Below are 24,465 nucleotides of genomic sequence, written 5' to 3' on the forward strand. Positions count from 1 at the left end.
GGCTGGCGAGGAGAGTAGACTGCGCGGGTTTTACCCAACAGATGTACCTTTCCCATGCGCCTCTCCATCACTGCCAAGATCAATTTCTTCCTGCTCTTCATCTTCTCCATGGTACTGGTGTTCTCTGCGGCCTATCAGGCGGTGCGCGAGCGGGACCTCATTCTGACCCTCATCAAGGAGCAGAGCCGCGAGCAGAGCGAAGCCTATTTCGACGGCCTCAACATGCTGATGCTGACCGGCAAGATGGACGCCCGCGACACCCTGCGCGCCAAGTTTCTCGATCACGCCCACGTGGAAGATGCCCGCATAGTGCGTGGGGCGGCGGTCAACAAGCAGTACGGAGCGGGACGTGACAGCGAGGCCCCCAAGGACAGATTCGATGCCCTGGCCCTGACGGGCAAGGGCAGTCTGGAGGTGGTGCACGACGGCATCCACAGCAAACTGGTGGTGACCCGCCCGCTGCTGGCCAGTAAGGATTTTCGCGGTACCGACTGCACCAGCTGTCACCAGGTACCGGAGAACACCGTGCTGGGGGCGGTGCGCTTTGACTACTCCCTCGACACCCTCTTTACCCGGGTCGAGCAGAACATTCTCACCTCGGCGCTCAGTCTCACCCTCATCTTCGGGCTGGGGCTGCTGCTGACGCTCTGGGTCATCCGTACCTGGATAGTCCGCCCCCTCAACCAGCTGACCCGCTCCATGGAAGCAGCCACCGATCTGCACGACTTCGGCCACCGGCTGGAGGGCGATGAAGGGGACGAGATAGGCCGGGTGGCCCTCGCCTACAACCAGATGCTCGACAGCGTGGAGCGCCAGCTCGGCAAGCGCCCCGCCCCCTCGTCCCAGGACGAGAAGCCGACTGATCACGCCAGGTAGTAACACAGCAGGCTGGCGACCAGGATCAGCAACAGGCTGAACAGATTGATGTGCCGCGCATCCTCTGCCTCTGCGCCTGCGCTCCAGTGCTCTCGTCACAGGACGAGAAACCGGCGGATCACGCCAGATAGTAAAGCAGCAGGCTGGCGACCAGGATCAGCAACAGGATGAACAGATTGACGTGCAGCGCATCCTCTTGCCGTCGGCTGCGCCTGCGCTCCAGCATCAGCACCACCAGGGTCAGCAGGCAGCAACCCCAGAGCCCGTGCACCAGCCAGGGGGTGAGGGCGGGATCCCAGTCCTGGCGCACCTTGACCCCGCCATAGACCAGAAAACCGTAGGCCGTCTGCGGCCTGGCGAAGTGGTAAAGGGAGAGCAGGACGATAAAGCCGCTCCAGCAGAGGATCACCAGCCCCTGGAGTACCCGTATCCAGCCATCCGGCCCCCGTCTGCGTTCCTTCACTCTCACCCCCTGCCCAACCGACCGGATCCACGCAAGATTCATGGGAAAAACCCCGCAAGGGTCCGACATTTTTGCTTGTTTATCAAACCCGCGCGGGTAAGATTGACGGCTTAGTCTGCCATGGTGGGCCATCTGTGCCCGGGCCAGACCCCTAGTGTTGCAAATAGCGCTGCAAGAACAAGCTGGAGACAATATTTCGATGACGCACGCATCCGTAGTAGATGTGCTGACCGGTAAGTATGCGGTTGGCACCACCCAGACAGTGAAAGGGTGGATCCGGACCCGCCGCGATTCCAAGGCGGGGATCTCATTTTTGGCCATATCCGATGGCTCCTGTTTCCATCCGGTACAGGCCGTCGTTCCCAATACCCTGGCCAATTACGAGAATGAAGTGCTGCGTCTGACCACCGCCTGCTCCGTGGAAGTGACCGGTGTGGTCGTGGCTTCCCAGGGCAGCGGCCAGGCCTTCGAGCTGCAGGCCTCCGACGTCAAGGTAGTGGGCTGGGTCGAAGATCCGGACACCTACCCCATGTCTGCCAAGCGCCACAGCATCGAATACCTGCGCGAGCAGGGTCACCTGCGTGCCCGTACCAACGTGGTCGGCGCCGTGACCCGGGTGCGCAACTGCCTGGCCCAGGCCATTCACCGCTTCTTCCATGAAGAAGGCTATCTGTGGATCGCCGCTCCCCTCATCACCGCCTCCGACACCGAAGGCGCTGGCGAGATGTTCCGCGTCTCCACCCTGGACATGGAAAACCTGCCGCGCACGCCCGAAGGCAAGGTAGATTATGACAAGGACTTCTTCGGCAAGGAGACCTTCCTGACCGTCTCCGGTCAGCTCAACGTCGAGACCTATGCCTGCGCCCTGTCCAAGGTCTACACCTTTGGCCCGACCTTCCGCGCCGAAAACTCCAACACCAGTCGCCATCTGGCCGAGTTCTGGATGGTGGAGCCGGAAATCGCCTTTGCCGATCTGGAAGATAACGCCGCCCTGGCCGAAGCCATGCTGAAGTACGTCTTCAACGCCGTGCTGACCGAGCGCCGCGACGATCTGGAGTTCTTCACCCAGCACATCGACAAGGACGCCATCGACCGTCTGGAGCGCTTCGTCGCCTCCGACTTCGCCCAGATCGACTACACCGACGCCATCGAAGTGCTGAAGAACTGCGGCAAGAAGTTCGAGTTCCCGGTCTCCTGGGGCATCGATCTCTCCTCCGAGCACGAGCGCTATCTGGCCGAGGAGCACTTCAAGTCTCCTGTGGTGGTGAAGAACTACCCGAAAGACATCAAGGCCTTCTACATGCGCCTCAACGACGACGGCAAGACCGTCGCCGCCATGGACGTGCTGGCCCCGGGGATCGGCGAGATCATCGGTGGCTCACAGCGTGAGGAGCGTCTCGAGGTGCTGGATGCCCGTCTGGCCGAAATGGGCCTGAACAAGGAAGATTACTGGTGGTATCGCGACCTGCGTCGCTACGGCACAGTGCCGCACTCCGGCTTCGGTCTCGGCTTCGAGCGCCTGGTGGTCTATGTGACCGGCATGGGCAACGTGCGCGACGTCATCCCCTTCCCGCGTACCCCGCGCACCGCCGAGTTCTAATCGAGGACAGCACGCGAATCGCAAAAAGCCGACCCAAGGGTCGGCTTTTTTATTTCCTGCCGTCGCCCTGCACCTCTCACGCCAGGCTGACGACGACCTTGCCCTTTGCGCGACCGGTCAGATAGGCGAGCGCCTCGCCGACCTGTTCAAACGGAAAGACCTTGTCGATCACGGGTCTGAGCTTGCCCTCGTCGAGCAGCGCAGCAATACGGGTCAGCTGGGCACCATCCGGGCGCACGAACATCATGCCGTAGGTGAGGCCCCGTTGCCGGGCAAGACGGTGGATCTTCCAGCTCATCAGGCCAAACAGGGCGGTCATGATGATGTTCATGTTTCTCGCCCGCGCAAAGGCCGCATCCGGCGGGCCGACCAGCGACAGGACCCGCCCACCTGGCTGGAGGATCGACAACGACCGCTCGATCGCGTCTCCCCGCAAGGTGCCCAGCACCAGATCATAACCCTGCAAAACGGCATCGAACGCCTGCCGTCTGTAGTCGACCACCACCTCGGCCCCCAACTGTCCTACCCACTCGGCGTTTGCCGTGCTGGTAGAGGTCGCGACCAAGGCCCCCAGGTGCCTGGCCAGCTGAATGGCAAAGGAGCCTATGCCACCGGATCCCGCGGGAATGAACACCCTCTGGCCCGGCGCGAGTGGGGCCTGCTCGGTGAAGGCCTGCCAGGCGGTCAGCGCTACCATGGGAATGGACGCCGCCTGAACGAAGTCGAGGCTGGCCGGTTTGAGGGCCGCCGCGTGTTCGGGCACCACAGCCCATTGCGCCAGGGCGCCGCGCCCCAGATCGAAGAGGCTGGCATAGACGGCATCCCCCGGCCGAAACCGCGTCACCCGGCTGCCGACCTCCACCACCACACCGGCCAGATCGCTGCCGAGCACGACGGGCAGCTCGAACTTGAGCAGGGGTTTGAAGGTGCCCTGCGGGATCATGTTGTCGATGGGATTGAGACCGACGGCATGCACCTTGACCAGGATCTCGTCCGGCCCCACGGTCGGGTGCGGCAGTTCGGCGAACTCGGGCCGCGCCGAGCGACCATAGCGTTTGAACACAAAGGCTTTCATCATCTTGTTACCGGGAAACATGATGGAGTCGAACCAGGCAAAGCCCCTGTCCAATCCAGGGCACCCGCACATATTCGGCGCGCATCATCAAACGGAAAAGGGCGACGGCCTGAGTGATGAATGTCGGGTTGATACATCTTCCAACAGACCGTCGGTGTGGTTGCCCAGATCAGTGGTCTTGCGGCGCCAACTGATAACGCTCGGCGGCGTGCGCCATCGAGCTCATCCCAGCGGCTGGCCTCATGCAGCGGCGGTATGGTGACGGCTTCACTGCGATCGAAACCGACCAGGGCTGCGTCCACCAGCTCCTCCACCTCCATCAACTCAGGCAAGCTGTCGGGATCGATGCCGGTACGGGCCCAGATATCGGTTCTCGTGGCGGCAGGGAAAACCGCCTGCACATAGACCCCTTTCGGAGAGAGCTCCAGGCTCATCCCCTGGGACAGGAACAGCACGAAGGCCTTGGTCGCACCATAGATGGTTGCGCCAAACTCGGGTGCGAGCCCAACCACTGAGCCGATGTTGACGATGGCCCCCTCGCCGGCTTGCACCAATCGCGACGGCCAGGCGCGCCAGCGCCGTGGTGTTCAGGGCCAGCAGTTGTTCGACGCTGCTGGCGGTCTGTGCGAGGAAGTGACCCACCTGACCCGCCCCTGCGTTGTTGATCAGGATGCCGATGCTGGCATCATCCCGTAACCGGGCCTCCACGGCGGCCAGCTCCCGGGGTTGGGTGAGGTCGGCGGGCAGGATGTCGACGGCGACGCCGTACGCCTGGCGCAGGCGGCTGGCCAGCGCCGTCAGCCGCGCCGGGCGAAGCGGTCGGCATAGGTGGCGCCAATGCCGCTGGAGGCACCTGTGATAAGCACTCTGGGTTTAATGGTCATGATGTCATTCTCTCTGTGATCGTTTTGAACCGGGATGGATGTCGCGCCAGGCACTCAACGGCCGAGGGCGCTGTGTCGGCGGGGGGCCTGCTATGACGCCCCCTGCCGATCTACGTTTACTCGCCGGCACCCGCCAGGGCCGGGTAGTCGATGTAGCCCTCGGCGCCACCGCCATAAAGGGTCTCGGGTTTGAGCGCGGCGAGCGGGGCACCCTGCTGCAGGCGCTCGACCAGATCCGGATTGCTGATAAAGGGGCGACCGAAGGCAAACAGGTCCGCCTTGCCCTGGGCCAGAGCACTGCCGGCCAGCGTCAGGTCATAGCCGTTATTGGCCAGATAGGTCTGCTTGAAGCGCCGACGCAGGGAGGCAAAGTCGAAAGGGGCGACATCCCGGGGGCCGCCGGTGGCACCCTCGATCACGTGCAGGTAGACGACGCCCAGCGCACTGAGCCGCTCGACGAGATAGTCGTACTGCGGCTGGGGATCGCTGCAGGAGATGCCATTGGCCGGTGAGACGGGGGAGATCCGGACCCCGGTGCGATCGGCTCCAATCTCCTTGGCCACGGCGGCAGTGACCTCGAGCAGCAGCCGCGCGCGGTTCTCGATGGAGCCGCCATAGCCGTCGGTACGCAGGTTGGCCCCATCCTTGAGGAACTGCTCCAGCAGATAGCCGTTGGCACCATGGATCTCGACCCCGTCAAAGCCCGCCGCCATGGCGTTGGCAGCCGCCTGACGAAAATCGTCGACGATGCCGGGAAGCTCCTCCAGTGCCAATGCTCGGGGCATAGACACCTCGACGAACTCATTGTTGACGAAGGTCTTGGTCTGGGCGCGAAGGGCCGAAGGGGCCACCGGCGCCGCGCCATCGGGTTGCAGCGAGGCGTGAGAGACGCGGCCGACGTGCCACAACTGCACGAAAATACGACCTCCCCTGGCATGCACTGCATCGGTCACCTTGCGCCAGCCCGCAATCTGCGCCGCCGTATAGAGGCCGGGGGTGTCCTGGTAGCCCTGCGCCTGGGCCGAGATCTGAGTCGCCTCGGCAATCAGCAGACCTGCAGTGGCCCGCTGGCTGTAATAGGTGGCGGCATGCTCGCTCGGGACCAGGCCGGGGCCGGCACGGTTGCGGGTGAGCGGCGCCATCACGATGCGGTTGGCGAGGGTGATGGGGCCAAGGGAATAGGCCTCGAAGAGTCTCTTGTCTGTCATGGCGTGCCTCTGTCGTATGGAACATGGGTCTGGGAAGGAAGGTAGTCCGTATCCCGACATGGCGCCGCCCTGCTCGGGGGCTGCAAGGGTCAATCGAGGGTCAGGGCGTTCAACCCCTTCCCGGGGTCTGCGCATTAAAGATGACGATCATAATCTTTTCAGTCAAGCATTTTGATGATGACTAACATCAATGTATAGTAATCACCACTTCCATGATTCAGAGGACGACCGGGTATGAGGGTCACCAAGGCACAGGCTCAGGCAAACCGGGCACACATAGTCGCCACCGCAGCCAAGCTGTTTCGCGAACGGGGTTACGATGGCGTGGGAGTGGCGGATCTGATGGGGGCGGCCGGCTTCACTCACGGCGGTTTCTACAAGCACTTCCCCGCCAAGGCGGATCTGATGGCGGAGGCCGCCACCTGCGGCTTTGAACAAAGCGTGGAGAAGACCAGCGCCCTTGATGCCCCCGAGTTTGTCAGGCACTACCTGTCCAGGGAACACCGCGATGCCCCGGGGGATGGCTGCATCATGGCCGCACTGTGCGCCGATGCGGCGCGGCAACCGGCCCAGGTCAAGGTCGCCTTCGAAGCCGGCATTGAAGCGATGCTGGCGCGTACAGGGAGTCTGCGCGACACGCCGGATACAGAGAACACCCAGGCCCATCGCGCCAAGAGAATCGCGCTGATGGCACAGATGATAGGGGCCATCATGCTGTCACGGGCCTGTCCGGATGAATCGCCACTGACCGATGAGATCCTGGATGCCTGCCGAACAACCCTGCTGTCACAGACTGCCTCTTCCGAAGACCCGACTACCACCGAGTCAAACCGGGACGCTTGAGCCGCCCCGTCAGACTCGCAGGTCATGGCCTCCCCGGCCTGCTACACCCCCTCCTCGACCCCTGCCGACTCCTGACAGGGGCGATGCCCTTGCATATCACACTGATCCTCGAATAAATCCCTCACCTTATTCACCTGCCTGTCCTCCCTCAGCGCCCCTGCGCAAGGCCTTATCCGTAGTTTTTATGCACTTAAATCGGAAAAGGGTCGGTTATTGAACCACCTCAATTTTTTACCTCTTTAGGGGTGACAGAATACCCGCTAACCCTTTAGGGGCAAATAATGACAGATGCTCCCGGGCCCCTGGGCCAGTGCGGACATGGATTCAATCACACGAGGTAATGGAATGATCTTGATGGAATTTTTGGTGGTGCTCGGCTGCTTGCTGCTGGGTACCCGCTTTGGGGGCATGGGACTGGGTCTCATCAGTGGTATCGGTCTGTTCCTGCTGACCTTCGTGTTCGGCCTGGTGCCGGGCGAACCACCGGTGCAGGTGATGCTGACCATACTCGCGGTGATCGGCTGCGCCGCCACCCTGCAGACTGCCGGCGGCCTCAACCTGATGATGCAGGTGGCCGAGCGCCTGCTGCGCCGTCACCCCCAATACATCACTATCCTGGCGCCGCTGACGACCTGGACCCTTACCTTCCTGTGCGGTACCGGCCACGTGGTCTACACCATGTTCCCCATCATCGCTGACATCGCGCTGCAGAAGAACATCCGCCCCGAGCGCCCGATGGCGGTGGCGTCTGTCGCCTCCCAGATGGCGATCTGCGCCTCGCCGGTGTCGGTCGCCGTGGTCTCCATGGTCTCCATCCTGGCGGCCGGTCACGGCATCGGTCAGGCCTATGGCCTGCTCGACATCCTGATGATCGCCATCCCCTCCTCCCTGACCGGTGTGATGATGGCGGCCCTGTGGAGCCTGCGCCGCGGCAAGGACCTGGACAAGGACGAGGAGTTCCAGGCCAAGATCAAGGATCCGGAGCAGCGCACCTTCGTCTACGGCGGTGGTGAAACCCTGCTCAACACCAAGTTCCCGAAAGAGGCCTACTGGTCTACCTGGATCTTCTTCGCCGCCATCGCTGCCGTGGTCTTGCTCGGTGCCAACGAAGGGTTGCGTCCAGTATTTACCATCAAGGAGAAGACGGGCCCGCTCTCCATGAACCTGGTGATCCAGATGATGATGCTGATCGCCGGTGCCATCATCCTGATGCGCTGCAAGGTCAAGCCGGGCGACATCGCCAACGGTGCCGTCTTCAAGGCGGGCATGGTCGCCATCTTCTCAGTGTTCGGGGTTGCCTGGATGAGTGAGACCTTCTTCCAGGCCCACATGCCGCTGCTCAAAGAGACCCTGGCTCACGTGGTACAGGCCCAGCCCTGGACCTACGCCCTGGTGCTGTTCCTCATCTCCAAGCTGGTCAACAGCCAGGCCGCCGCCCTGACCGCCATCGCCCCCATGGGTCTGGCACTGGGCGTGGAGCCGAAATTGCTGATCGCCTTCCTGCCGGCGAGCTACGGCTACTTCGTGCTGCCGACCTACCCGAGCGATCTGGCCTGTATCGGTTTCGACCGCTCAGGTACCACCCGCATCGGCAAGTTCATCATCAACCACAGCTTCATCATTCCTGGGCTGATCGGGGTCAGCAGTTCCTGCGCCCTGGGGTATGTGCTGACCACCATTCTGTTGTAATCGCAGTCGCGTTTAGCACGCCATTGACAGACAGGCCCCCGCTTCGGGGGCCTGCTTTTTTCTCCCCCGCCCTGTTCCCCAACAATTTCCTGCGGCTATTTCCAGCCGCCATTTCCAGACACTATGACTTTACCTGCGCCCCCGCCGCTGGGTAGCATGCACAGTCTTTCACCATCGGAATCTTATCCATGTCTCGTGTCATCCTGCTCTGGAGCGGTGGCAAAGATGCCATGCTGGCGCTCTGTCATGCCCGCAATGCAGGCCATCAGGTGGTGGCACTGGCCACCTTTGCTCCCCCTGCGCCCCGTTTTCTCGCTCACCCCTTGCCGCTGGTGCGCCGTCAGGCGGCGGCCCTCGGGCTGCCCCATCTGCTGGTCACCATAGAAGCGCCGTTCGAGCAGAGCTATGAGACTGCGCTGAGCCGCTTGCAGCAGGAGTGGGCCCTCGATGGTGTGTTGACTGGCGATATCGACAGCGTGGGGGGCGCGCCAAACTGGATCCGTGAGCGTTGCCAGCCGCTTGGGCTCACCGTCCACACCCCGCTCTGGCAGCAATCTCGCCAAGCCTTGCTGGCGGATATGCTGGCGCGCGGCATCGTCGCCCACCTCTCCTGTGTCGATACCCGGGTGCTGGCCACCGAATGGACCGGGCGCTCGCTGGATGCAGCCACCCTGACCGAGTTGCAGCAACTGGCCGAGCGCGAGGGCTTCGATGCCTGCGGCGAGCAGGGGGAGTACCACACCATGGTGACCGACGGCCCGGGCTTTGCCGCCCCACTGCACCTCGATGGCTGGCAGGTGGCGCGCCAAGATCATCTGGCCTACCTGGCAGAAGATGAGGGATAACAAAACCACGCCATGGGACCGGATCGCTACAGGGCACGCTAAACAAGCGAGATAACACAACGGGAGGCAATGCCTCCCGTCTTGATCGGGTTGGACCCGTTGCCCACGAAGCAAGCAAGACGCCAGCTTATTTCAACAGCCTGATCAGCCCCCTCTGCAGCAGGTCGATGCATGGCGCAATGCTCTTCAGCAGCAGGCATACAGCGCCCGAGTGGAACTCGCCACAAGGTGCAGACGGCATCCAGCGCCGATATCGCTTGCGGGCGGTAATCCTTGACGATACCGCAGGCCACGACCATCGGCACGAGCAAGGCAAACAAGAGTACTAGGGTAGGCTCCCGGCAAGACTATCGAGAAACGTGATCCAGTGGTTGGCCTCTCCTTTCTCCTTGCTTTCCATCTAAAAAAGTGGTTTTTCCGAATCCTCTCCGCATTAAACTCCAAATAAACCATCTAAAACAGTTCTTCAATCCAGCTCCAACGCACTAGAATGCCGGGCATGGCATCCTGAGCAAGAACCTCCACTTTTTTTGCGTTGGATCAACGCCCGTCAGGGGTGAACTGGCCAAGATGCCCGTCGACACAAAGCGATCATTTCGCACCGGAGAGAGTTATGACAAGCCAAGCCACCGCAGGGACTTCACCCTGCGACTACCAGCTGTGGGACATCCTCGTCGAGTCTGCAAAGGAACGCACCACCATTCGTTATTCCAAACTGGCCAGGCAGGCCGGGCTGGAACAGTGCCAGGATGAGCTGCGCACCCTGCTGCAACGCATCCGCATGTACTGTACCGAAAACGACCTGCCGATCCTCTCCGCCATCGTGGTGGATGACGTGGGCAAATACACCGGCCTCTCCTCCAGCCTGCCGGATGCGCCCTGGGAACGGGCCCGGGTCTTCGATCACGCATGGACCGCACTGCACTGATAGCCCCCCTTCCTCCAAAACGCGCCCATCGGCGCGTTTTGGCTATCTGGCCCTCGCGCTTTCTTCCCCCTCCCAGCTGGTAAAACCAGCCAGCCCGGCCATGAGCGTTGCCATGGCTGGGCCACAATGCCAGAATCGGGCCCTTGCATGACTTCATGTTCGGATTTCAGGGCCCCAGGCCCGCAGATATAGGATCTCCCATGGCCACCACCCTCTATGGCATCAAGAACTGCGACACCATCAAGAAGGCCCGCAAGTGGCTGGACGAGGCTGGCATCGACTATCGCTTCCATGACCACAGGGTCGACGGCCTCGAGCCTGCCCGACTGGACGGCTGGCTGGATCAGCTGGGCTGGGAAGCCCTGCTCAACACCCGTGGCACCACCTTCCGTGCTCTGCCGGAGGAGGCCAAACAGGGGCTCGACACCACCAAGGCCCGTGCCCTGCTGCTGGAGCACCCCGCCATGATCAAACGCCCGCTGCTGGACCGCGATGGCGAGCTGAGCCTGGGCTTCAAGGCAGACCACTATCAATCCCTCTTCTCTCGTTAAACTTTTCTGTTAAGGAACGCCGATGTCGGATGTCATCGCACTGGCCAAGGATCTGATCCGCCGCCCCTCAGTTACCCCGCTGGACGAAGGGTGCCAGACCCTGATGGCGGAGCGCCTCGCACGCCAGGGCTTCGTCATCGAGCCCATGGTGTTTGAAGACACCACCAACCTCTGGGCCCGCCGTGGCAGCGAGGGGCCGCTGTTCTGCTTCGCCGGCCACACCGACGTGGTGCCCGCCGGCCCGCTGGAGAAGTGGCACACCCCGCCGTTCGAGCCGACCATCAAGGATGGCATGCTCTATGGCCGCGGCGCCGCCGACATGAAGGGATCGCTGGCCGCCATGGTGGTGGCCACCGAGCGCTTCGTGGCCGAGCATCCGGACCATAAGGGCTCCATCGCCTTCCTCATCACCTCCGATGAAGAGGGGCCCTTCATCAACGGCACTGTGCGCGTCATCGACACCCTGGAGGCGCGCAACGAGAAGATCCGCTGGTGCATCGTCGGCGAGCCCTCCTCCACCAACCTGGTGGGGGACGTGGTGAAGAACGGACGCCGTGGCTCCATCACCGGCGATCTGCTGGTGCGCGGGGTGCAGGGCCACGTGGCTTACCCTCATCTGGCGGACAACCCCATCCACAAGGCGGCACCGGCGCTGACCGAACTGGCGGCGACGGTCTGGGATCAGGGCAACGCCTACTTCCCCCCCACCAGCTTCCAGATCGCCAATATCCAGGCGGGCACCGGCGCCTCCAACGTCATCCCGGGCGAATTGCAGGTGCAGTTCAACTTCCGTTTCAGTACCGAGCTCACCGATCTCGATATCCGCGAGCGGGTCGAGGCGCTGCTGGACCGCCACGGATTGGACTTTGAACTGAAGTGGACCCTCTCCGGTCAGCCCTTCCTGACCGATACCGGCGCCCTGCTGGAGGCCACCGTTGCCGCCGTGGCCGCGGTCAACGGTCAGCAACCGGCCCTGCTCACCACGGGGGGAACGTCCGATGGACGCTTTATCGCCCCCACCGGCGCAGAAGTCATCGAGCTGGGCCCGGTCAACGCCACCATCCACAAGGTGAACGAGTGCGTGAAGGCGGACGATCTGGATCTGCTGGCGGACATGTATCAAGGGGTGCTGGAGCACTTGCTGGCATGACCCAGGATCAACTGCTTGGGCTCGACGAGAGCCACCTCATCCTGGTGGGGCGCGGGCCCCACCGTCTGACCGCCGCCACGGCGGCGGCCTTCAACGACATGCAGGTGGCTGCCGCCTATGAAGGGTTCAACCTGCAGGCCGCCTCCAGCTGGCGCAGCTTCGAGCGCCAGCTCGCCATCTGGAATGGCAAGTGGCGCGGGGAGCGACCGCTGCTGGATGCGGACAACCAGCCGCTGGATGCGCTGCAGCTCGATGATATGGAGCGGCTGCACGCCATCCTGCGCTGGAGCGCCCTGCCGGGCACCAGCCGCCACCACTGGGGCACGGATCTCGACATCTATGATCCCGACTGCCTGCCCGTCGGCACCCGGCTGGCGCTGGAGCCCTGGGAATATGAGGCGGGAGGCTGGTTTGCCGACCTTGGCGAGTGGCTCGGGGATCACATGGCCGACTTCGGCTTCTTCCTGCCCTATGCCAAACCGCTGGACGCGGCTCAGGGAGTCGCCTACGAGCCCTGGCACATCAGCTTCGCGCCGGAATCCGGCGAACAGCGGCTAGATCCAGATGCGCTGGCGCTTTGCCTGCAACAGGCGGATATTGAAGGCAAGGAGTGCATACTGGCCCATCTCGACGAGATCCTGGCCCGTTATGTCACCGCCGGTCACACCGAAAGGAGAATCTGATGAGTCTGTGGTTATGGATAGGCCTGCCGCTGCTGTTTTTGCTCGGGCTGTTTCTCAATGCCATCAAGGACATGAAACAGCTCGAAAAGCAGTTGCCGAAATACAGGGACAAGATCCGGGAAGTCAAGGATGACGAGGACGACTGACCTCCCCCGCAGGGGCACTACGGTGCTCCAGCGACCCTATTCTGGCCCCTTGCCGGGGTCGGTTCCCACCTGCTGACGACGCGACGCCCGTCCCCTGAAAAATGACATCGATTGCCACTCATTCCCCCTCTTTTTTGCCCCCCTTCCGCCCTGCGACAACTGCTTAAAAACGGCACAACAACCGTAAAAAACTGCAAATCGATGCACAATTAAGCCACACAAAGGGGGGCAATCTGCATATAATGTGCCTGTTTTGCCGACCGCAATAAGGAGTTCGCCATTGGATGCCACCACCATCAACAGTTTCTTTTTTATCGGTGCCTTGTTGGTGGGAGCCAGTGTCCTGTTGAGCACGCTCTCGTCCCGGGTCGGTATCCCCATCCTGGTCATCTTCCTCGCCGTCGGCATGCTGGCCGGTGAGGATGGTCCCGGCGGCATCCACTTCGCCGACTACTCGGTCGCCTACCTGGTGGGCAACCTGGCGCTGGCCATCATCCTGCTCGACGGCGGCATGCGCACCCGGGTCTCCTCGTTTCGGGTGGCGCTCTGGCCCGCCCTGTCGCTCGCCACCGTCGGGGTGGCTATCACCACCGGCCTCACGGGACTCGCCGCCGCCTGGCTGTTTGATCTCAACCTGATGCAGGGGATGCTGATCGGCGCCATCGTCGGCTCCACCGATGCGGCGGCGGTGTTCTCTCTGCTCGGCGGGCGTAGCCTCAACGAGCGGGTCAGCGCCACCCTGGAGATAGAGTCGGGCAGCAACGATCCCATGGCGGTCTTTCTCACCGTCACCCTGATCGAGGTGCTGGCCACCGCCCAGCAGGGGCTGGACGCCGGCTTCCTGCTGCTGCAACTCGTCAAGCAGTTTGGCCTCGGCGCCGGCATCGGCCTCTGTGGGGGCTGGCTGCTGTGGAAACTCATCAACACGGCCCGCCTGGCCCCCGGGCTCTACCCGCTGCTCACCGTCAGCGGCGGCCTGCTGATCTTCGCCCTCACCACGGCGGTGGGGGGCAGCGGCATCCTCGCCATCTACCTCACCGGCCTGTTGCTTGGCAACCTCTCCCTGCGCAGCCGCAGCACCACCTTGTCGGTGCTGGACGGTCTGACCTGGCTGAGCCAGATCGGCATGTTCCTGGTGCTGGGACTGCTCGCTTCCCCCCACAAGCTGCTGCCCATCGCCGTGCCGGCGCTGGCGCTGGCCATGTGGATGATCCTGTTTGCCCGCCCGGTGTCGGTGTGGATCGGGCTGCTGCCGTTCAAGAACTTCGCCCCCCGGGAGCGCTGGTTCATCTCCTGGGTTGGCTTGCGCGGCGCCGTGCCCATCATACTGGCGGTCTTCCCTATGATGGCGGGGCTGCCCAACGCCCAGCTCTACTTCAATGTCGCCTTCTTCGTGGTGCTGGTCTCCCTCATCCTGCAGGGCAGCTCGCTGCCGCTGGCCTCCCGGCTGGCACGGGTGGAGGTCCCGGCACCGCCGTCACCCATCAATCGCTCCGGGCTCGAGATCGATCTCGACAGCCAGTGGGAGACCTTCGTCTATCGCCTGAGCGCCGAGAAGTGGTGCATCGGCTCGCCGCTGCGGGAGCTACGCATGCCGGAAGGCACCCGCATCTGCGCCCTGTTCCGCGGCCGGGAGCTGCTGCACCCCTCGGGCAGTACCTGCCTGCAGTCGGACGACATCCTCTGCGTCATCGGCCACGAGCGCGATCTCCCCGCCCTCGGCCAACTGTTCAGCCAGGCGCCGGAACAGGATCTCGGCCCACGCTTCTTCGGTGACTTCCTGCTGGAGGCCACCGCCAGGCTGGTGGATCTCGCCCCGCTGTACGGACTGGATGTGAGCGAGGTGGCGGATCAGACTCTCGGCGATTTCATTGCCCATCAGTTGGGCGATAATCTGGTGGTGGGTGACCACGTCGCCTGGCAGGGCCTGCTCTGGACGGTGGCGGAGATGGAAGAGGGCGAGCCTCGCAAGATAGGGGTGCGCTTCCTGGAAGAAGATCCGGTCTAGGACGCCAACCGGACCCTGTTCAATACACATACTCGGCGCCAATTCACGACAAGACGGTGAACCGGCGCCCGGCGAGAAGGGAGTGACCCATGCCTTATCAAACCCTGTTGTCTGGTCTGTATCCTCCCTCGCCCCGACTGGGGCTGATCGAGGGCTTCTTCGGCAAGGGCTGGAGCTGGGAGGCACGCGCCCGCTACGCCCAGTGGCTGCCCCGCCATGGTTATGGCTTCTACCTCTATGCCCCCAAGGAAGACGGCTATCTGCGCAAGCACTGGGCCGAGCCCTGGCCGAAGGAACAGCTCGCCCACCTGAGCCAGCTGGCCCGGCAGTGCCGCGATAACGGCCTCGCCTTCGGGGTGGGCCTGAGCCCCATGGGCGCCCATCACGACTATGCCCACAAGCGCCCGGCCCTGCTCGAGAAGGTGCGCCTCATCGAGGAGGCGCTCAAGCCCGACATATTGGCGGTGCTGTTTGACGACATGAAGGGGGATACCCCGGATCTCGCCCACTGGCAGCTCACCATAGCCCACGACATCGCCGCTCACACCGGCGCCAGCCGTCTCATCTTCTGCCCCAGCTACTACTCGACGGATCCTGTGCTGGAGAAGGTGTTCGGCGCCATGCCGCCCCACTATCTGACCGATCTGGGCCAGGGGCTGGACAAGCGTTTTGACATCTTCTGGACCGGTCCCAAAGTCTGCTCCAGCGACTATCCGGCGGCTCACCTCAAACAGGTGGCCGAGTGGCTGCATCGCAAGCCGTTTCTGTGGGACAACTACCCGGTCAACGACGGCAGCAAGGCGAGCAGCTTCCTGCACCTGCGTGCCTTCGAGAACCGCCCCGCCGAACTGGCGGAGCTGACCTCCGGTCACGCGGTCAACCCCATGAAGCAGGCGGCACTCTCGGTGCTGCCGCTCGCCACCTTGCCCATGAGTTATCGACTCGGCCGCCAGTACGACCCGGACAAGGCGCTGCACGCCTCCCTCAACGCCACCTGCGGACCGCAGATCTCCGCCATGATCCAGGCCGATCTGCCGCTGTTCCAGGATATCGGCCTGGCCCAGCTCACCCCGGAGCAGATCATCCACTTCAAGAGCCGTTACCTGCCGTTCCAGGATCAGGCCTGCGTGGGCGAGATCCTGCGCTGGCTGGCGGGGGAATACGTGTTCGATCCGGACTGCCTGACCGACTGACCCCCTTATGTGTTGAGGAGAGGGTATGGATGCATCCCTGATTTACCAGAATCTGGCGGTGATCGCCGCCTTCTTGCTGATCTACAGCCTGATTGCCGGGCGGTTTGAATCCCGTCTTGTCAACGGCCCGCTGCTGTTCATGCTTGTGGGCTGGCTGCTGGGGCAGGGCGGCGTTGGGCTGCTCTCCCTCTCCATCAACAGCGAAGGGATCAAGCTGCTGGCCGAGCTCTCGCTGGTCATCGTGCTGTTCAACGACGCCGCCAACACCAACTGGCAGGTGTTGCAGGCCAACCGGCAACTGCCTATCCGGCTGCTGCTCATCGGTCTGCCCCTCACCCTGGTCTGTGGGGCCCTGTTCGGCCACTGGCTCTTCCCCGACTTGCCACTACTGGAGATGGCCATCCTCTCCACCATTCTCGCCCCCACCGATGCGGCGCTGGGCAAAGCCGTGGTGAGCAACCCTGTGGTGCCTGCGCCGGTGCGCGAAGGGCTCAATCAGGAGAGCGGCCTCAACGACGGCATCTGTGTGCCCGTGCTGCTCCTGCTGCTCGCCCTCATCGCCCCCACCGAACAACATGCGGGCACCGCCACGCTGGCCATCACCCTGATGCTGGAGGAGATAGGCATAGGTCTGCTGGTCGCCTTCGTGCTGACCAGCCTCACCATCCGGCTGCTCAAGGCTTCCTACCTGAACGGCTGGCAGTTGCCACTCTGGCGCCAGCTCACCATGCCGGGACTGGCCCTGCTCTGCTTTGCCCTGGCCCAGACCCTGGGGGGCAGCGGCTTCATCGCCGCCTTCGTGGGCGGCCTCTTGATCGGCCGCAGGCTGGGTGAACACAAGCACGCCTACATGGACAGCTGCGAGGGGTACGGGGATCTGCTCTCCGTGGTGATCTGGATGGTCTTTGGTGCCACTCTGCTCCCCATGTTGCCCGAGCTGATGCAGTGGCAATACTGGCTCTATGCCGTTGCCAGCCTGACCCTGCTGCGGATGGTACCGGTCTGGCTCAGCCTCATCGGTACCGGCCTTAAGCCGGAGCTCAAGCTCTTTATCGGCTGGTTCGGGCCGCGGGGCCTTGCCAGCATCGTCTTCGCGGTGATGGTATTGCAAAACCAGCCGGCGCTCATCGGCCAGCGCCCCATCATCGCCACCGTGCTCTGCACCATCATCCTGAGCGTCATCCTCCACGGCCTGACCGCCAATCCCTGGGTCGAGCGCTTCAAGCCTCGCTGATCCCCAACCGATACTCATGAAAAATGCCACCGACCGGTGGCATTTTTACCTTATTGCTGCACATCAGCGATGGCACTCAGCCGAAGGCCAGCCAGACGCCGACAAACAGCATGAGCGAGCCCGCGATCCGGTTCATCAGGGTCACGTTGCCGCTCCTGGCAAGGAAGTGGCGCAGGGTGCGGCCACCGCTCGCGTAAAGCAGCAGGCAGAAGAACTCGATGAGGAGGATGAGCACCACCAGGGCGCTGATCTGTGGCGCCATCGGCTTGGCCGCGTTGATGAAGGGGGGCAGCAGGGAGACCATGAAGGCCCAGCCCTTGGGATTGGCGATGGCGGTGACGAAACCCTGCAGCGCCAGCCCAAGCGGCCTGGTCTCCTGCCCGGCCGAGAGATCTGCCGGAATCGCCATCTTGCCCTTGGCCTGCCACATCTGGATGCCGAGCCAGACCAGATAGGCACCGCCCACGTACTTGAAGGCCGAGAACAGGGCTGGATAGTTGAGCATGACGGCCGCCACCCCGACCACCGACAGCACGGAGACCAGGCCGACGCCGATGAGCTCCCCCCACATCATGTGCAGGGTACGACGCACCCCCAGGCTCATGCCCAGGGTCATCGCCAGGGTCATGCACATGCCGGGGGTCACGGAGACAAAGAAGAACGTGGGAACAAAGAGCGCCAAGATGGCGGGATCAATCCAGTGGGACACACTACACCTCCAGGTAACAAGCAGACGATCTTGCCTATCACACTCTTTTAACACAAGAAAAACCTTTGCGTTCAGCAAGAATTCAGCATTAAAAACCCTGTGACAAGGATTGTCGCACCTGTGTAAGATGCGGCCTTACTCCTCTTTCGAGTCAGGATCTTTCATGTCTTTGAATAATCTGTCCATTCGTCTGCAAGTTCTCATTCCGCTACTGCTAGCCAGCCTGCTGATGCTGCTCATGGCCGTGGTCAGCAAGCAGGAGATCGACGGCGCCATCAGGGACATGAACAACACCACCGCCAGCGTCACCCGTCACAAGGACGACATCGCCGCGCTGATCCACGCCACCTACCGGCTGCGCACCAACGCCATCTACGGTCTCTACGATAAGGCCCGCTTCGCCGAGCTGCCCGGCACGCTGAATGCCGCCGAGCAGGAGATCAACGGCCTCTTGTCCCGGTTGGTGATCAGCGGGGCCGAGCAGGACAATGGCCAGGTAGCGGCGGCCCTGCAGGCCTATCTCGGCCACACCCGCAGCAACATGCTGCCACTGCTGGCACAAAAGCACGGGGACGGGGTAGAACCCGCCGGCTATGAGCAATCCCGGCTGCGCTTTCGCGAGCTGGGGGAGCAGTTGATCAAGCAGATTGACACCCTCTCTGCCCACATCAATCAGCTGATCCAGCAGGAGATCGCCCAGGAGCAGGCCCACTACCACGCCACCCTGCTGCAGACCCTGCTGCTGATGGCCGCCACCCTGGTCGCGGCACTCTGCGGCGGCTGGTGGCTCTCCGGTCGCATCGTCCAGCCCATCGGCCAGTTGCAGGAGGTGATGCACGCCGTCGCCCTCGGCCGCTTCAACGTGCGCGCCAGGGCAGAAGGCAACAACGAGCTGGGCCAGCTCGCCAAGGACATCAACCAGACCCTGAGCCAGCTTGGCAACACCATTCAGACCCTGACCGGCATCAGCGGCAACGTGGCCTCAGCCGCCACCGAGCTGGCCGCCGTCATGACCCAGTCCGAGGCCAACGCCCAGCAGCAGCGCAGCGAGACCGAGCAGGTGGCTTCCGCCGTCACCGAGCTGGCCAGCACCGCCGACAATGTCAACCACAACGCCGCCCTGGCCGATGAGCTGGCGCGGGACGCCAACCGTCGGGTCGAGCAGGGGCTGGCGCTGTTTGCCGAGAGCATCCAGGCCAACGGCCGCATGACCGGCAGCCTGGAAAACGCCGCCACCGTGGTGGCGCAGCTCAAGTCCCAGTCCGAGCAGATCGGCAAGGTGATCGAGGTGATTCAGAGCATCTCGGAGCAGACCAACCTGCTGGCGCTCAACGCCGCCATCGAGGCCGCCCGCGCCGGCGAAACCGGCCGAGGCTTTGCGGTGGTGGCCGACGAGGTGCGCCTGCTGGCGGCGCGGACCCAGGACTCCACCAAGGAGATCCAGGTCATCATAGAACAGTTGCAGAGCCAGTCCCTGTCGGCCAACAGCGGCGTGCAGGAGACCCTGGAGATCCTCGGCCACAACCAGCGCCTCTCCGCCGAGGTACAAGACTTGCTGGGGGGCATCACCGAGGCGGTCAACCAGATCAATGGGGCCAATGCCCAGGTGGCCACCGCCGCCGAGGAGCAATCCTGCGTCACCGCCGACATCAGCCGCAACATCACCAACATCCACGAGATAGTGAACCAGAACGTGGCCGGCATCAGCCAGAGCGCAGCCGCCAGTCACGAACTGTCACAGCTCGCCGAGCAGCAGCGCAGGCAGCTCGCCCAGTTCCAGCTGTAATACTCCCCTCTCGTTGACAGACTCCGGGCCCCGCCCCGGGGTCTGCTTCCTCCCGTTTAAAACGGCTTTTTGCCAACAAGGCGCCATTAGGGGCTGGGCTGCATGCGCAAATATGGGTATGGTAGAGGCACGTCATTCCCCCTCACCCAGAGAACACCATGAGCCTCAAGTTCAAGAAACCCGCTTTTATCACGCTCGGCCTCATCGCCCTGCTATCCGCGCTCTGGCTCGATTTCTATCTGCCGGAACACACCATCGCCACCATCACCGGGGTCGAGGTGAAGCGCACCGACAAGGATGGTCCCATCAGCCAGAAGAACCCGGCCGACGGTCCCATCACCGACGTCTATTACATCTACACAGAGCGTCCCGGCGAGAAGATCCGGGTGTTCCGCAACGAAGACACCGGCTGGGGCTGGCCCTTCTACTTCAAGTTCAATGCCGCCGACGTCCAGGCCAAGGCCAAGTCCATGGAGTTCGAGAAGCGCCTGGCCATCATCACCTCCTACGGCTGGCGGGTGAACATGTTCTCCCTCTTCCCCAACGTCACCAAGATTGAGAGCACAGAGCCCGATGCCTCCACCTGGAGCTTCTTCCGCTGGTTCTGGTTCGGTATCTGGGCGCTGGTGATGGGCAAGGCCGCCATCGCCACCTGGCGCTACTTCGATCGTCTCGAGGACGAGATATGAGCGAACCGAGCAAGACCCGCTCCAGCTTCTACCGGCGCCTCTACGTGGCTCACCTGATCAGCCAGGGCACGGACACAGTGCCCGCCATCATGGCCGCCACCGGCATGCCCAGGCGCACCGCCCAGGATACCCTGACGGCCCTGGCTGAGCTGGACATCAGCTGCGCCTTCGAGCAGACCGAAGGGGCCCGCCACCTGCAGGGTCACTATCGCATCAGCGACTGGGGACCCATCAATCCTGACTGGATCAAGGCCCAGTTGCCTGTCATCAAGCAGACCCTGGGTTATCCCTGAGGACGAGCTGGCAACAGATAAAAAGAGAGGGGAGCCCGTGGCTCCCCTCTCTCATGGTCATCAGAATGAACTTCCCTACTCCGGGAAGGGCTCTTCCGGCAGCGGCTCCGCCGACTCCCCCCGGGTGCAGTCGATGATGGAGCGCTTGGGGTTGCCAGGATCACGCAGCAGCAGGGGAGCCTCCCCCCTGTCGTGTTTCTGCTCATCCGCAAACTCGCTGCCGTAGGCGTTGTGGGTCAGCCTGCGCGCATTGGCGATGGGGGTATCCACAAACAGGGCGTGCACCTCGAAGGTCGAAGCCGGGATCAGAAAACCCGTGATGGGCAGGCCATGAAGCTCCTGGTGGGTCTTGTACCAGGCGAAGCCGTCTGACGTTTTGTCGGGGGTGAAGGTCTTGAGCAACGGGTGGGACGGCTCACCGCTCTCGCTGTCCAGGTAGAGATCGTCCAGATCGCAGGTCGCCAGCCCCTGCCACATCCTCTCGAAGGGGGTGGCACAGGCCGTCAATTGCATACATGTCAGCAGTGCCAACGTCCCTTTCCACATGCCCAACCCCTTATTCGATGTCGAAGAACTTAGTCAAACGCCCTTAGGCGCCCCACCAGCAGATCGATGAAGCCGACTCTGTCCAGCCCCAGCAACACCCGCGCATTGGCCGGTTTACCGGTGAGCCCGTAGCGATCCACCACCGTCATCCCAACAGTATGCCTGCCCTGGGTCTCTATGCCGACCCAGCAATCCTGCCCATGGAAGAGCGACGGCGCCAGCAACCAGGCGATGGTACAGGGGTCATGGAGCGGCGCGCCAGCAAATCCCCACTTGGGATCCCGATGGTAGATCATGAAGAAATCGAGCAGGTCCGCCACGCACTGGGCCACAGGGTTGGGGATGGCACGCACCCGCGCTATATCCTCGTCCATCACCTGAGCCTGGTGGGTCACATCCAGCCCGCACAGGGTGATGGGAATGCCGGCGCTGAACACCATATCGGCCGCTTCCGGGTCCACATAAATATTGAATTCCGCCGCCGGGGTCCAGTTGCCCGCCCCCGCCGCGCCACCCATCAAGACGATGCGGCCAATCCTGGATTTCAACTCGGGGTGGGCCGCCAGCAGCAGGGCGATATTGGTGAGCGGACCGGTCGGCACCAGGGTGACCGGCTCCTGGCTCTTGCGCAGGCACTTGGCCATCAATTCAAGGCCCGTCATGGCCTGGGGTGCAAAGGCGGGATCCGGCAGTGTGGGGCCGTCGAGGCCCGACTCTCCGTGGACGTTGTCGGCTATGATAAGTTCGCGCATCAGCGGCTTGGGGGCCCCCGCCGCCACCGGAATGTCGTGGCGACCGAGCAGGGTGAGGATGCGCAGGGCGTTGTTGAGGGTCTTGTCCGGGGTCTGGTTGCCTGCGCTGGTGGTCACCGCCAGCACCTTGAGCTCCGGGCTCGCCAGCGCCAGGATGAGGGCGATGGCATCATCGTGGCCGGGATCGCAATCGAGAATAATGGGCAACGCCATGGAGAGACTCCTTACGACATGACAGGGAGCCATACCTTAGCAAGCCAGCGCCGAATGAACTCGGGAAGGGGTCACAAAACAGCGTCGTCCTGCATTATCAATCACTTGCCACCAGGCACCCCAGGCAGGATCTGGCCAGCTCACGCCGATTCGCCCCGCGCCACCGCTTGGAGTATGATCGCCCCCCCGTTTCCAGCCCGTGCGCCCCATGTCTGTTATCGTCGATACCTTTATCGCCCCCCCTTGCAGTGCCCAAATAGAGCTCCTGTTCGAGGATGAACACCTGCTGCTCATCAACAAACCGAGCGGCCTGCTCAGCCTCTCGGGCAAGAACCCGCAGAACCTCGACTCTGTCCACCATCGGCTGGTGCAGGATTACCCCGGCTGCACCCTGGTGCACCGCCTCGACTTTGGCACCTCAGGTCTCATGGTGGTGGCCAGAGACAAGGGCATCAACGGGATGCTGTGCCAGCAGTTCAGCCAGCGCACCGTGAGCAAGGCTTACGAGGCCCTGCTGTGCGGTCATCTGGCGGACGATGAGGGGGTGATCGAGGCGCCCATCGCCAAGGATCCGGCGATCTTCCCGCTGATGAAGATCTGCGCCAGCGGCAAGCCCGCCCGCTCCCGCTATCGGGTGGTGGAGCGACTGGTGCGCGAGGGCGCGAGGGGCGAGCCCTTGCCATTGACCCGGGTCAGCCTGGTGCCGGAGACAGGCCGCACCCATCAGCTGCGCATCCACAGCCAGCTGCTGGGTCATCCCATACTCGGCTGCGATCTCTACGGCGGTCTGGAGCTGCCGGGTTGTGAGCAGGCGCCACGGCTGATGCTGCATGCCAGCGCGCTGGATTTCGTGCATCCGGTGAGCGGCAAGCCGATGGCCGTCAAGTGTCCCGCTCCTTTCTAGGGACGTTGGCCGACATCAAACGGATTGGGAGGGGAAAACAGAGAGGCAAAAGGGGACAGGGCAAACGGCGGATAAAGATAGGGGCCGCGCTTTCGCAACGGCCCCCACCCCCCACTCTTTGTGGTGCTATCAGATCAGCTTGCGGGCGGCGCCCAGCACGATCTTGATGGCATCAGATTCGGTTCTTGCCATGGTTTCGGCGTTCGGGATTTCCTGCTGTGTACGGTTGACGATGACACCGGCTACCATGCCGGCGCGCAGGCCTTGGCTGGAGCACATGGTCAGCAGGGTGGCGGACTCCATCTCGTAGTTCAGCACGCCCATGGCTTGCCACTCTTTCATTGAACCCTGGAAACGACTCACTACGCGGCCGGATACGGTATCGTAACGCTCCTGACCCGGGTAGAAGGTGTCGGAAGAGGCTGTCACACCCACGTGCAGGGTGGAGCCAAGCTCCTTGGCGGTGTTGACCAGCGCAGTGGTGCAGTCGAAGTCGGCCACGGCCGGGAACTCCATGGGCGCGAAGTGCAGGCTGGCACCGTCGAGACGCACTGAACCTGTGGTGACGATGACGTCACCCACGTTCAGGTGCGGCTGGATGGCACCTGTGGTGCCGATGCGCAGGAAGGTGCGGATACCCAGTTGGGCCAGCTCTTCCACCGCGATGGAGGTGGACGGGCCGCCGATGCCGGTGGAGCAGATGATCACGGCCTTGCCGTCCATCTCGCCGCGCCAGGTAGTGAACTCACGATGGCTGGCCAGGTGCACAGGGTTATCCAACAGCTCTGCGATGCGCTTCACGCGCTCGGGGTCACCGGGAACGATCGCCAGGGTGGCGCCTTGCAGATCCGCTTTCTTCAAACCCAAGTGAAATACATCAGACATAGTGGACTCCTGGTTGCATCCCGCCGCCTCGCAGCCGAGCGCAGTTAAGGTGATTCTTTATGGTATTTTCGAGCCTGTTTCCCTCCATCGGGGAAGGCGCCAACTATGGTCGAAAGCGCTTTCCAATTCCTTGACGCGCTTCACACTTCCACGCATCCGAGGCGGTAAAAAACCGGCAAAACGTTTGCTAACCTGATGAATTTCTTGAAAAACGTTTTTACACCAAACAAGAGGCAAGCGCCCTTGTCAATCCCCACCAGGCCCCGGTTTTTAGGTACGCGATCGAGTCCATAAAGTTGTCAATCAGATACC

Annotated in this window: 26 protein-coding genes and 1 pseudogene; 18 read left to right on the forward strand and 9 right to left on the reverse strand. The window is 62.8% G+C overall.

The features are described from left to right. The first annotated feature begins 54 nt into the window (after positions 1-54). Positions 55-876, forward strand: coding sequence for a HAMP domain-containing protein (locus PG898_RS04905; protein ID WP_171269213.1), 822 nt, complete (start codon positions 55-57; stop codon positions 874-876). Positions 877-994: 118 nt separating this feature from the next. On the opposite strand, the gene PG898_RS04910 is transcribed toward PG898_RS04905, so the two are convergent. Then, a complete protein-coding gene (locus tag PG898_RS04910; RefSeq protein ID WP_171269214.1) occupies positions 995-1,339 on the reverse strand; it encodes a hypothetical protein in 345 nt (114 codons plus the stop codon). Positions 1,340-1,538: 199 nt separating this feature from the next. Here PG898_RS04910 and asnS point away from each other — a divergent pair, with 199 nt between their 5' ends. Continuing rightward, a complete protein-coding gene (gene asnS, locus PG898_RS04915) occupies positions 1,539-2,939 on the forward strand; it encodes an asparagine--tRNA ligase (protein ID WP_041206162.1) in 1,401 nt (466 codons plus the stop codon). A gap of 76 nt (positions 2,940-3,015) precedes the next feature. Here asnS and PG898_RS04920 read toward each other — a convergent pair whose 3' ends face one another. After that, entirely contained in the window at positions 3,016-4,017 is a 1,002-nt protein-coding gene (locus PG898_RS04920) for an NADP-dependent oxidoreductase (RefSeq protein WP_253264858.1), read from the reverse strand. Beyond that, entirely contained in the window at positions 4,014-4,565 is a 552-nt protein-coding gene (locus PG898_RS04925) for an SDR family NAD(P)-dependent oxidoreductase (protein ID WP_333563612.1), read from the reverse strand. The genes PG898_RS04920 and PG898_RS04925 overlap by 4 nt, the downstream gene beginning before the upstream one ends. Here PG898_RS04925 and PG898_RS04930 point away from each other — a divergent pair. Then, positions 4,534-4,710, forward strand: a complete 177-nt coding sequence (locus PG898_RS04930) for a hypothetical protein (protein WP_253264860.1) — start codon at positions 4,534-4,536, stop codon at positions 4,708-4,710. The genes PG898_RS04925 and PG898_RS04930 overlap by 32 nt on opposite strands. On the opposite strand, the pseudogene PG898_RS21310 reads toward PG898_RS04930, so the two are convergent. Together PG898_RS21310 and PG898_RS04935 are read right to left on the reverse strand one after the other, a co-directional pair. Then, a pseudogene (locus PG898_RS21310) lies at positions 4,630-4,815 on the reverse strand (SDR family NAD(P)-dependent oxidoreductase); the annotation flags it as partial. The gene PG898_RS04930 and the pseudogene PG898_RS21310 sit on opposite strands and share 81 nt — an antisense overlap. Before the next feature lie 199 nt (positions 4,816-5,014). After that, a complete protein-coding gene (locus PG898_RS04935) occupies positions 5,015-6,106 on the reverse strand; it encodes an alkene reductase (RefSeq protein WP_171269215.1) in 1,092 nt (363 codons plus the stop codon). A 234-nt stretch (positions 6,107-6,340) separates the two neighbouring features. On the opposite strand from PG898_RS04935, the gene PG898_RS04940 reads away from it, so the two are divergent. The 11 genes from PG898_RS04940 (at position 6,341) to PG898_RS04990 (ending at position 17,376) form a co-directional block, all read left to right on the forward strand. Continuing rightward, a complete protein-coding gene (locus tag PG898_RS04940) occupies positions 6,341-6,949 on the forward strand; it encodes a TetR/AcrR family transcriptional regulator (protein WP_171269216.1) in 609 nt (202 codons plus the stop codon). A gap of 345 nt (positions 6,950-7,294) precedes the next feature. Beyond that, positions 7,295-8,638 carry an anaerobic C4-dicarboxylate transporter gene (locus tag PG898_RS04945; RefSeq protein WP_171269217.1) on the forward strand — a complete coding sequence of 448 codons (1,344 nt, stop codon included), beginning with the start codon at positions 7,295-7,297 and terminating at the stop codon, positions 8,636-8,638. A gap of 188 nt (positions 8,639-8,826) precedes the next feature. Beyond that, positions 8,827-9,483, forward strand: coding sequence for an adenine nucleotide alpha hydrolase (locus PG898_RS04950; RefSeq protein WP_171269218.1), 657 nt, complete (start codon positions 8,827-8,829; stop codon positions 9,481-9,483). A 613-nt stretch (positions 9,484-10,096) separates the two neighbouring features. Continuing rightward, positions 10,097-10,411, forward strand: a complete 315-nt coding sequence (locus PG898_RS04955; protein ID WP_042648987.1) for a hypothetical protein — start codon at positions 10,097-10,099, stop codon at positions 10,409-10,411. 200 nt (positions 10,412-10,611) lie between these two features. Then, positions 10,612-10,962, forward strand: coding sequence for an ArsC family reductase (locus PG898_RS04960; RefSeq protein ID WP_171269219.1), 351 nt, complete (start codon positions 10,612-10,614; stop codon positions 10,960-10,962). Between the two features lie 22 nt (positions 10,963-10,984). Then, on the forward strand, positions 10,985-12,112 hold the full coding sequence (gene dapE / locus PG898_RS04965) for a succinyl-diaminopimelate desuccinylase (RefSeq protein WP_171269220.1): 1,128 nt from the start codon (positions 10,985-10,987) through the stop codon (positions 12,110-12,112). Beyond that, a complete protein-coding gene (locus PG898_RS04970) occupies positions 12,109-12,795 on the forward strand; it encodes a M15 family metallopeptidase (RefSeq protein ID WP_171269221.1) in 687 nt (228 codons plus the stop codon). The genes dapE and PG898_RS04970 overlap by 4 nt, the downstream gene beginning before the upstream one ends. Continuing rightward, positions 12,795-12,941, forward strand: coding sequence for a hypothetical protein (locus PG898_RS04975; protein WP_005325762.1), 147 nt, complete (start codon positions 12,795-12,797; stop codon positions 12,939-12,941). The genes PG898_RS04970 and PG898_RS04975 overlap by 1 nt, the downstream gene beginning before the upstream one ends. A 280-nt stretch (positions 12,942-13,221) precedes the next feature. Continuing rightward, positions 13,222-14,949 carry a potassium/proton antiporter gene (locus PG898_RS04980; RefSeq protein ID WP_005325763.1) on the forward strand — a complete coding sequence of 576 codons (1,728 nt, stop codon included), beginning with the start codon at positions 13,222-13,224 and terminating at the stop codon, positions 14,947-14,949. A gap of 89 nt (positions 14,950-15,038) precedes the next feature. Continuing rightward, positions 15,039-16,142, forward strand: a complete 1,104-nt coding sequence (locus tag PG898_RS04985; protein ID WP_171269222.1) for a beta-N-acetylglucosaminidase domain-containing protein — start codon at positions 15,039-15,041, stop codon at positions 16,140-16,142. 25 nt (positions 16,143-16,167) lie between these two features. Continuing rightward, complete coding sequence (locus tag PG898_RS04990) at positions 16,168-17,376, forward strand: cation:proton antiporter (protein WP_171269223.1); 1,209 nt, start codon at positions 16,168-16,170, stop codon at positions 17,374-17,376. Between the two features lie 76 nt (positions 17,377-17,452). Here PG898_RS04990 and PG898_RS04995 read toward each other — a convergent pair whose 3' ends face one another. Then, positions 17,453-18,085, reverse strand: coding sequence for a LysE family translocator (locus PG898_RS04995; protein ID WP_171269224.1), 633 nt, complete (start codon positions 18,083-18,085; stop codon positions 17,453-17,455). Between the two features lie 163 nt (positions 18,086-18,248). Between PG898_RS04995 and PG898_RS05000 the strand changes: the two genes are divergently transcribed. From PG898_RS05000 to PG898_RS05010, 3 genes are all read left to right on the forward strand, one after another. Next, complete coding sequence (locus PG898_RS05000) at positions 18,249-19,871, forward strand: methyl-accepting chemotaxis protein (RefSeq protein WP_171269225.1); 1,623 nt, start codon at positions 18,249-18,251, stop codon at positions 19,869-19,871. A gap of 158 nt (positions 19,872-20,029) precedes the next feature. After that, a complete protein-coding gene (locus PG898_RS05005; RefSeq protein WP_005325768.1) occupies positions 20,030-20,560 on the forward strand; it encodes a DUF1523 family protein in 531 nt (176 codons plus the stop codon). Continuing rightward, positions 20,557-20,853, forward strand: a complete 297-nt coding sequence (locus PG898_RS05010; protein ID WP_171269226.1) for a winged helix-turn-helix domain-containing protein — start codon at positions 20,557-20,559, stop codon at positions 20,851-20,853. Before PG898_RS05005 ends, PG898_RS05010 begins: the two co-directional genes overlap by 4 nt. A gap of 75 nt (positions 20,854-20,928) precedes the next feature. Here the strand turns inward: PG898_RS05010 and PG898_RS05015 are convergent, their stop codons facing one another. Beyond that, on the reverse strand, positions 20,929-21,399 hold the full coding sequence (locus PG898_RS05015) for a hypothetical protein (RefSeq protein ID WP_041206165.1): 471 nt from the start codon (positions 21,397-21,399) through the stop codon (positions 20,929-20,931). A gap of 29 nt (positions 21,400-21,428) precedes the next feature. Beyond that, on the reverse strand, positions 21,429-22,364 hold the full coding sequence (rihA, locus tag PG898_RS05020; protein WP_171269227.1) for a pyrimidine-specific ribonucleoside hydrolase RihA: 936 nt from the start codon (positions 22,362-22,364) through the stop codon (positions 21,429-21,431). Between the two features lie 208 nt (positions 22,365-22,572). On the opposite strand from rihA, the gene PG898_RS05025 reads away from it, so the two are divergent. Further along, on the forward strand, positions 22,573-23,268 hold the full coding sequence (locus PG898_RS05025) for an RluA family pseudouridine synthase (protein ID WP_171269228.1): 696 nt from the start codon (positions 22,573-22,575) through the stop codon (positions 23,266-23,268). A 129-nt stretch (positions 23,269-23,397) separates the two neighbouring features. Here PG898_RS05025 and udp read toward each other — a convergent pair whose 3' ends face one another. Then, positions 23,398-24,153, reverse strand: a complete 756-nt coding sequence (udp, locus tag PG898_RS05030) for a uridine phosphorylase (RefSeq protein ID WP_025326293.1) — start codon at positions 24,151-24,153, stop codon at positions 23,398-23,400. Positions 24,154-24,465: the final 312 nt, after the last annotated feature.

Source organism: Aeromonas sp. QDB31 (assembly GCF_027707605.1).
Taxonomy (GTDB): domain Bacteria; phylum Pseudomonadota; class Gammaproteobacteria; order Enterobacterales; family Aeromonadaceae; genus Aeromonas; species Aeromonas media.

What these genes read in the sequence shown, in the direction of transcription:
- PG898_RS04905 (WP_171269213.1), top strand. Translation starts at nt 55, where the DNA reads ATGCGCCTCTCCATCACTGCCAAGATCAATTTCTTCCTGCTCTTCATC.
- asnS (WP_041206162.1), top strand. Translation starts at nt 1,539, where the DNA reads ATGACGCACGCATCCGTAGTAGATGTGCTGACCGGTAAGTATGCGGTT.
- PG898_RS04920 (WP_253264858.1), bottom strand. Translation starts at nt 4,017, where the DNA reads ATGATGAAAGCCTTTGTGTTCAAACGCTATGGTCGCTCGGCGCGGCCC.
- PG898_RS04930 (WP_253264860.1), top strand. Translation starts at nt 4,534, where the DNA reads ATGTTGACGATGGCCCCCTCGCCGGCTTGCACCAATCGCGACGGCCAG.
- PG898_RS04935 (WP_171269215.1), bottom strand. Translation starts at nt 6,106, where the DNA reads ATGACAGACAAGAGACTCTTCGAGGCCTATTCCCTTGGCCCCATCACC.
- PG898_RS04940 (WP_171269216.1), top strand. Translation starts at nt 6,341, where the DNA reads ATGAGGGTCACCAAGGCACAGGCTCAGGCAAACCGGGCACACATAGTC.
- PG898_RS04945 (WP_171269217.1), top strand. Translation starts at nt 7,295, where the DNA reads ATGATCTTGATGGAATTTTTGGTGGTGCTCGGCTGCTTGCTGCTGGGT.
- PG898_RS04950 (WP_171269218.1), top strand. Translation starts at nt 8,827, where the DNA reads ATGTCTCGTGTCATCCTGCTCTGGAGCGGTGGCAAAGATGCCATGCTG.
- PG898_RS04955 (WP_042648987.1), top strand. Translation starts at nt 10,097, where the DNA reads ATGACAAGCCAAGCCACCGCAGGGACTTCACCCTGCGACTACCAGCTG.
- PG898_RS04960 (WP_171269219.1), top strand. Translation starts at nt 10,612, where the DNA reads ATGGCCACCACCCTCTATGGCATCAAGAACTGCGACACCATCAAGAAG.
- dapE (WP_171269220.1), top strand. Translation starts at nt 10,985, where the DNA reads ATGTCGGATGTCATCGCACTGGCCAAGGATCTGATCCGCCGCCCCTCA.
- PG898_RS04970 (WP_171269221.1), top strand. Translation starts at nt 12,109, where the DNA reads ATGACCCAGGATCAACTGCTTGGGCTCGACGAGAGCCACCTCATCCTG.
- PG898_RS04975 (WP_005325762.1), top strand. Translation starts at nt 12,795, where the DNA reads ATGAGTCTGTGGTTATGGATAGGCCTGCCGCTGCTGTTTTTGCTCGGG.
- PG898_RS04985 (WP_171269222.1), top strand. Translation starts at nt 15,039, where the DNA reads ATGCCTTATCAAACCCTGTTGTCTGGTCTGTATCCTCCCTCGCCCCGA.
- PG898_RS04990 (WP_171269223.1), top strand. Translation starts at nt 16,168, where the DNA reads ATGGATGCATCCCTGATTTACCAGAATCTGGCGGTGATCGCCGCCTTC.
- PG898_RS05000 (WP_171269225.1), top strand. Translation starts at nt 18,249, where the DNA reads ATGTCTTTGAATAATCTGTCCATTCGTCTGCAAGTTCTCATTCCGCTA.
- PG898_RS05005 (WP_005325768.1), top strand. Translation starts at nt 20,030, where the DNA reads ATGAGCCTCAAGTTCAAGAAACCCGCTTTTATCACGCTCGGCCTCATC.
- PG898_RS05010 (WP_171269226.1), top strand. Translation starts at nt 20,557, where the DNA reads ATGAGCGAACCGAGCAAGACCCGCTCCAGCTTCTACCGGCGCCTCTAC.
- PG898_RS05015 (WP_041206165.1), bottom strand. Translation starts at nt 21,399, where the DNA reads ATGTGGAAAGGGACGTTGGCACTGCTGACATGTATGCAATTGACGGCC.
- rihA (WP_171269227.1), bottom strand. Translation starts at nt 22,364, where the DNA reads ATGGCGTTGCCCATTATTCTCGATTGCGATCCCGGCCACGATGATGCC.
- PG898_RS05025 (WP_171269228.1), top strand. Translation starts at nt 22,573, where the DNA reads ATGTCTGTTATCGTCGATACCTTTATCGCCCCCCCTTGCAGTGCCCAA.
- udp (WP_025326293.1), bottom strand. Translation starts at nt 24,153, where the DNA reads ATGTCTGATGTATTTCACTTGGGTTTGAAGAAAGCGGATCTGCAAGGC.